The 5,849-nt window shown below is 37.9% G+C and carries 5 protein-coding genes and 1 pseudogene; 4 read left to right on the forward strand and 2 right to left on the reverse strand.

Going from position 1 to position 5,849, the window contains the following annotated elements; translation table 11 throughout:
* A pseudogene (locus tag AC06OU_RS16595) lies at window positions 1–214 on the reverse strand (hypothetical protein); the annotation flags it as partial.
* 67 nt (window positions 215–281) lie between these two features.
* A complete protein-coding gene (locus AC06OU_RS16600; protein WP_475857256.1) occupies window positions 282–908 on the reverse strand; it encodes a ZIP family metal transporter in 627 nt (208 codons plus the stop codon).
* A 689-nt stretch (window positions 909–1,597) separates the two neighbouring features.
* Here AC06OU_RS16600 and AC06OU_RS16605 point away from each other — a divergent pair.
* The 4 genes from AC06OU_RS16605 to AC06OU_RS16620 all read left to right on the forward strand — a co-directional run.
* Complete coding sequence (locus tag AC06OU_RS16605; protein WP_475857258.1) at window positions 1,598–2,881, forward strand: methylmalonyl-CoA mutase family protein; 1,284 nt, start codon at window positions 1,598–1,600, stop codon at window positions 2,879–2,881.
* A gap of 48 nt (window positions 2,882–2,929) precedes the next feature.
* Window positions 2,930–3,244 carry a hypothetical protein gene (locus AC06OU_RS16610; RefSeq protein WP_475857260.1) on the forward strand — a complete coding sequence of 105 codons (315 nt, stop codon included), beginning with the start codon at window positions 2,930–2,932 and terminating at the stop codon, window positions 3,242–3,244.
* Complete coding sequence (gene scpA, locus AC06OU_RS16615; protein WP_475857262.1) at window positions 3,231–5,390, forward strand: methylmalonyl-CoA mutase; 2,160 nt, start codon at window positions 3,231–3,233, stop codon at window positions 5,388–5,390. The genes AC06OU_RS16610 and scpA overlap by 14 nt, the downstream gene beginning before the upstream one ends.
* On the forward strand, window positions 5,390–5,849 hold a 460-nt coding region (locus tag AC06OU_RS16620), incomplete at its 3' end, for a P-loop NTPase family protein (protein ID WP_475857264.1). The genes scpA and AC06OU_RS16620, both read left to right, overlap by 1 nt.

Here is a 5,849-nt window from a genome sequence, read left to right on the forward strand (position 1 = left end):
CCTGAATAGATAGCTCCCCTTTGTTTTTTACTTCATAATGTGGAGGGCCTTCTACATTCTGTTCTGTGCCGGGTGTAATTACAGAGGCAAATTCACTAAGTGTGCTGGTACTATCTGAGACTTCATGTATTTCGTTATTATCATTTGTTTTAACTGGACTACACCCTACTAATACAAGTCCAGTTACGATGGTTAACACTGAGAATTTCATCATAACAACAACTCCTTTACTATTAGACGATGGTTACTTAACGAAAGTCACATATTTTTTTTTATGACTTTTAGTTGTCTCTAAAAAAAGGAACAATAAATTCTTTTAAGCTGATTGTACCAATAAGGTAAATAGAAACCCCCATAAAAATCCCTTGGATTCTAGTTGAGACAATCAGGTGTTCCCCAATCCAAATGAAAGAAATAAAAAGAATGGAGAGAGAAATAAAACAAATCATTAAGCCTATGATTTTCTTTTTATAAAGCAGAAAAAGTGTTGTAAGAGCAAATCCTTCTGGGATATGATGCAGGACTGTAGAAGCAGTGATGGATAAAGGGAACGAATCATTATGAAGTAACGTGCCAATGGTCAGACTTAAGGGAATAGTATGTAAAAAGAGTCCAATAATCAGAGGACTTATGGTACTCGTTTCATCTTTTGCAGCGTGTCGATGTGGAATTATTAAGCTATACAAGCAATAACCGCAAAAGAATCCTAAAAATAACCCTAGCTTTTCAAAGGACTCGAAAGCTTCTGGAACAATTTCAAATACCAGTAAACCGATTAATAATAATCCACATAACAACCCGAATACTTTTTCATATTTTTGGTGAAGTATCCCATAAACCATATAAGCAGCTATACATCCTATCGAAAGGCTAAGAAATAAAATAAAGCCTAAAAAGATTACTGTCATTTTTAACCTCTTTCGATTTAAAGTTTTACATTAATTTGAGTTAAATTCATAATTAAGAATGTGATATACCTTTATACATAAACAGATATAATTTATTAAACCGTCTTGTTTTTAAATAATAAAGCTAAGTTAAAGTTATTGGTTGATTTTAACTAAACATTTCTTTTATTCCGACTGTACAATTTAAATGACTATTCATAAATAATTTTTGAAGTGTGTTGAATCATTTTTACGGCTTTGTTTATACGAGTGATTTATAAATAGAACTATATAAATTAAAGCCGTTCTCCATTTATTGATTGGAGCCCAGACGGCGAATCCTACGGGATGAGTGAGACAGATAAGGCATCACAACCACACGCTTCTCTCGGGATGATGGCTTATCGCTCACCCCGAGGAAAGCTTCCGGCTGGTGCGAAAAATCAATTCTACTTGCCGATTTAGAACACATCATAAATCAACCCTAGCCTTTAACATAGCCAATAATTATAAGAATGGAGAAATGGATTCAATTATTGTTTTATTTTCAAATTATATGTTCAATCGCTGATACACAGAAGAGAATCGAACTGTTTAGGAAATTATCCTTAATATACTGATAAGTCATTAAATCACTTTATTACCTTGAAGCACTCATGTAGAATAGATATATAACAATAATTATATAAGGGGGAAGCGAAAGCGTTCATATGACTATAAACGACATGAAGCAAACCAAATTTAATGAAGCAAGCTTTACGGAATGGGAGCAGGCTGCAGTAAAATCATTAAAAGGTAAATCGTTAGAATCTTTAGAAACTAAGACGTTAGAAGAAATTATGTTGAAACCGCTTTACACATTAGCGGATTTAAAAAATATCCCCGTCGAACAAACTAAAACTGTAAGAGAAAGTAAAGAATCAGCAAGCTGGAAGGTTGCACAGCCCTCAGTAGGGTTATCATCAGAGGAAATCCTATCTGATCTGAATGAAAGCCTTTCCAAAGGAAATAATGTCATTAATTATAAAGTAGAGATTGACCATAAGTGGAGTGATTTACAGCTACAGGAGTTGAAGGAGCTTTTCCAACATCATGAGGTTTTACTTGATGTAAAAAATGATCCAAGTTTCCTAAAACACTTTAATCATGTAAATGGTTCTATAATTGGAGCAGAAGAAGGGTTTAAAGGTGCTCGTACATTACATTTAGACGGCTCCAAGTTACATAAGGCTGGTGGGGATGCAATTAGTGAATTAGCTAGCGTATTAGTGCAAGCGGATACATTTGTGCATCTTAATGGTATCGAGAAAGTAGAAGAAAATGCATTTGTACAATTTTCAGTAGACACTAATTTCTTTATGGAAATAGCAAAGCTGAGAGCTTTTAGAATACTTTGGAAGGCGTTTGGCGAAGCATTTGGTAAAGAAAATGTAAAGGCTATACCAGTTTATGCAGAAACATCTCTCCGGTCTTTCTCAGCACTTGATGAAACAGTAAACTTATTGCGTGCTGGGAACAGTACATTGTCTTGCGTATTGGGTGGTGCAGATTTTGTAAGTGCATATCCATATAATTATTTAACTGGCACAACTGCAACTTCTAACCGTATTGCTCGCAATATGCAACTTGTACTAAAGGAAGAAACACATATTCAACGTGTAATCGATGCAGCTGGAGGCTCTTTTTATATTGAGTCATTGACTAAACAGCTTGTTGAGAAGGCTTGGACATATTTTATAGAGCTTATGAAAGATAGTTCCCCGGAATCGAGAGAAAGTATGCTGCTTCAACGAGCTCAAGAAAAATGGGAGCTACAGTTAAAGGCGGTGTCATCCCGAAAAAAATCACTAATCGGTACGAATAATTATGCTAACCCTGACGATGTAATAGAAAATCCGGTTAAACATACGGACTATAAACGTTTAGCAGAACCTTTTGAAGACCTACGAAAAGCTTTTAAACAGTTTCCACTTAAGGCTGCCATACTTCCATAGGGTGTTTTAAAGGAGTATAAGCCTAGACTGGACTATATTAATGGCTTTTTGAATGCGATTGGAATTACTCCCGTCCTTGCAGAAGCCAATTTAAAGCCATTTGATTTACAGCAGTGGATCGAGAAGGACGATATTCAATATGCTGTTTTTGTAGGTAATGATGACCAAACAGCTGGACTAGTACCTGCTCTTTTGAATGAAAAGCTATCCGTGCCATTAGATGTAGCAGGGAAGTTCGAGGAGTATGAGGATTGGTTAGAAGCAGGCCTCTCTGGTTCTATATATGCAGGACAGTCTCTTCTTATAAAAGGTAAAGAATTACTGGCATTAGCTCAGAAGGAGGGTTCACATGACAACGCCTAATTATGAAGCTGTTTCTATAGAAGAAGTATTAAAAAAAGCTGGAAATAAAGTAGACAGTCAACATGGTTCCTTTATGTCTAATGAAGGAATCGAACTTAAATCACAATACACGACGGAAGATCTAAAGAATGTAAACCATATAAATGATTTGCCTGGCATTGCTCCCAATACACGTGGACCTTATCCAACAATGTATGTGTCGAAGCCTTGGACCGTTCGACAATATGCAGGGTTTTCTACAGCAGAAGAAAGTAATGCATTTTATAGAAGAAATCTAGCAATGGGTCAAAAAGGTCTGTCTGTAGCTTTCGATTTGGCTACACATAGAGGATATGATTCTGATCATGAGCGAGTAACAGGCGACGTCGGCAAAGCAGGTGTTGCTATTGACTCGGTGGAGGACATGAAAATTCTTTTTGATGGTATTCCGTTAGATCAAATGTCTGTTTCCATGACCATGAACGGCGCAGTATTACCCATTATGGCATTTTACATTGTTACAGCAGAAGAGCAAGGTGTTACACCGGAACAGCTTGCAGGAACGATCCAAAATGATATTTTAAAAGAATATATGGTACGAAACACGTATATTTATACACCGAAAATGTCTATGAAAATAATTGCTGACATTTTTGCATATACAGCGCAGCACATGCCAAAGTTTAATTCCATTTCTATTTCCGGTTACCATATGCAGGAGGCAGGAGCAACAGCTGATATCGAGTTAGCCTATACACTTGCTGATGGATTAGAATACGTACGTACAGGCATAAACGCAGGAATTGAAATAGACTCATTTGCTCCTCGACTGTCGTTCTTCTGGGCAATTGGTATGAACTATTTCATGGAAGTAGCAAAAATGAGAGCAGCACGAAGAATTTGGGCTCAGATGATGAAGAGCTTTGACCCTAAAAACCCTAAATCTCTAGCTCTACGTACTCACTCGCAAACTTCTGGATGGAGCTTAACAGAGCAAGATCCTTTTAACAATGTGACTCGTACTCTTGTAGAGGCAAATGCAGCAGCAATGGGACACACTCAATCCCTGCATACAAATGCTTTAGATGAAGCGATTGCACTTCCAACAGACTTTTCAGCTAGAATTGCAAGAAATACACAGCTTTTCTTACAGGAAGAAACAAACATGACAAAGGTAATTGATCCATGGGGCGGTTCTTTTTATGTAGAAACGTTAACAAATGAATTGATGGAGAAGGCATGGACTTTAATAGAAGAAATTGAAGAATTAGGCGGAATGGCAAAAGCGATTGAAACTGGGTTACCAAAGATGAAAATCGAGGAAGCCGCTGCTAAAAAACAAGCTCAAATAGATTCTTCAAAAGAGATTATCATTGGGGTAAACAAATACCGTCTTGAGCAAGAGGATGCCATCGACATCTTAAATATTGACAATACAGTTGTTCGTCAAAAACAAATGGAACGTTTGGAACGTGTTAAGGCTAATAGAGATGAAAATGCTGTTCAAGAAGCCTTATCAGCATTAACTGAGGCTGCTAAAACGGGTAATGAAAATCTTCTAGCTGCAGCAGTAAATGCTGCTCGCCAAAGAGCGACTATTGGGGAAATATCAGATGCGATAGAGGTTGTGGCAGGTAGACATAAGGCGGTGATTCGCTCAGTGAGTGGAGTATATAGTGCTAATTTTAGTGACGCAGAAGAAATTGATTCTGTGAAGCAAATGGCAGAGGATTTTAAAGAAAACGAGGGTAGACGTCCTCGAATTTTAATAGCAAAAATGGGGCAGGATGGCCATGACCGTGGTGCAAAAGTAATTGCTACTGCATTTGCTGACTTAGGCTTTGACGTTGATATTAGTCCATTATTCCAAACTCCTGCAGAAACAGCTCAGCAGGCAGTTGAAAATGATGTCCATGTTATTGGAGTTAGCTCGCTAGCTGCTGGACATATGACCCTTGTACCAGCCTTGAAAGAAGAACTTGCGAAACTTGGTCGTGAGGATATTTTAATCGTTGTTGGTGGTGTTATCCCAGCACAGGATTATGCTTTCTTACGCGAAAATGGAGCTTCTGCTATATTTGGTCCTGGTACTGTTATTCCGGTCGCAGCTCAAAAAGTTATAGAGGAAATTTATAAGCGACTTGGCTACGAGGAAGTGGAAGGCTAATGGCAGATGAGGAAAAGGTAACCTCTTCTTTACATGTCAAGAGCGGTGTAACATCTCAGCACGACGGTATGGGTAGGTCTTCGGTTAAAAAGTTTTCAAAGAAGACTACTCTTTCTATAGATACTGAATCGTATAGTGATGAGATTAAACAGGGCTCTCGACTTCATTTGGCCAAAGCGATTACTTTTATTGAAAGCACTACCTCTGAGCAACAAACGATAGGTCAACAGCTTCTGAAACAATTGTTACCTCACACTGGTAATAGTATTCGCATAGGCATAACTGGGGTGCCTGGAGTAGGAAAAAGTACGTTCATTGAGGCCTTTGGTAAAATGCTATGTAATTCCGGTCATAAAGTAGCCGTACTGGCAATTGATCCAAGTTCATCCCTTACCGGCGGAAGCATATTAGGGGACAAGACTAGGATGGAAGAGCTGGCAAAGCATCCAAACGCTTTTA

The sequence above is a fragment of the Psychrobacillus sp. genome (assembly GCF_056205495.1).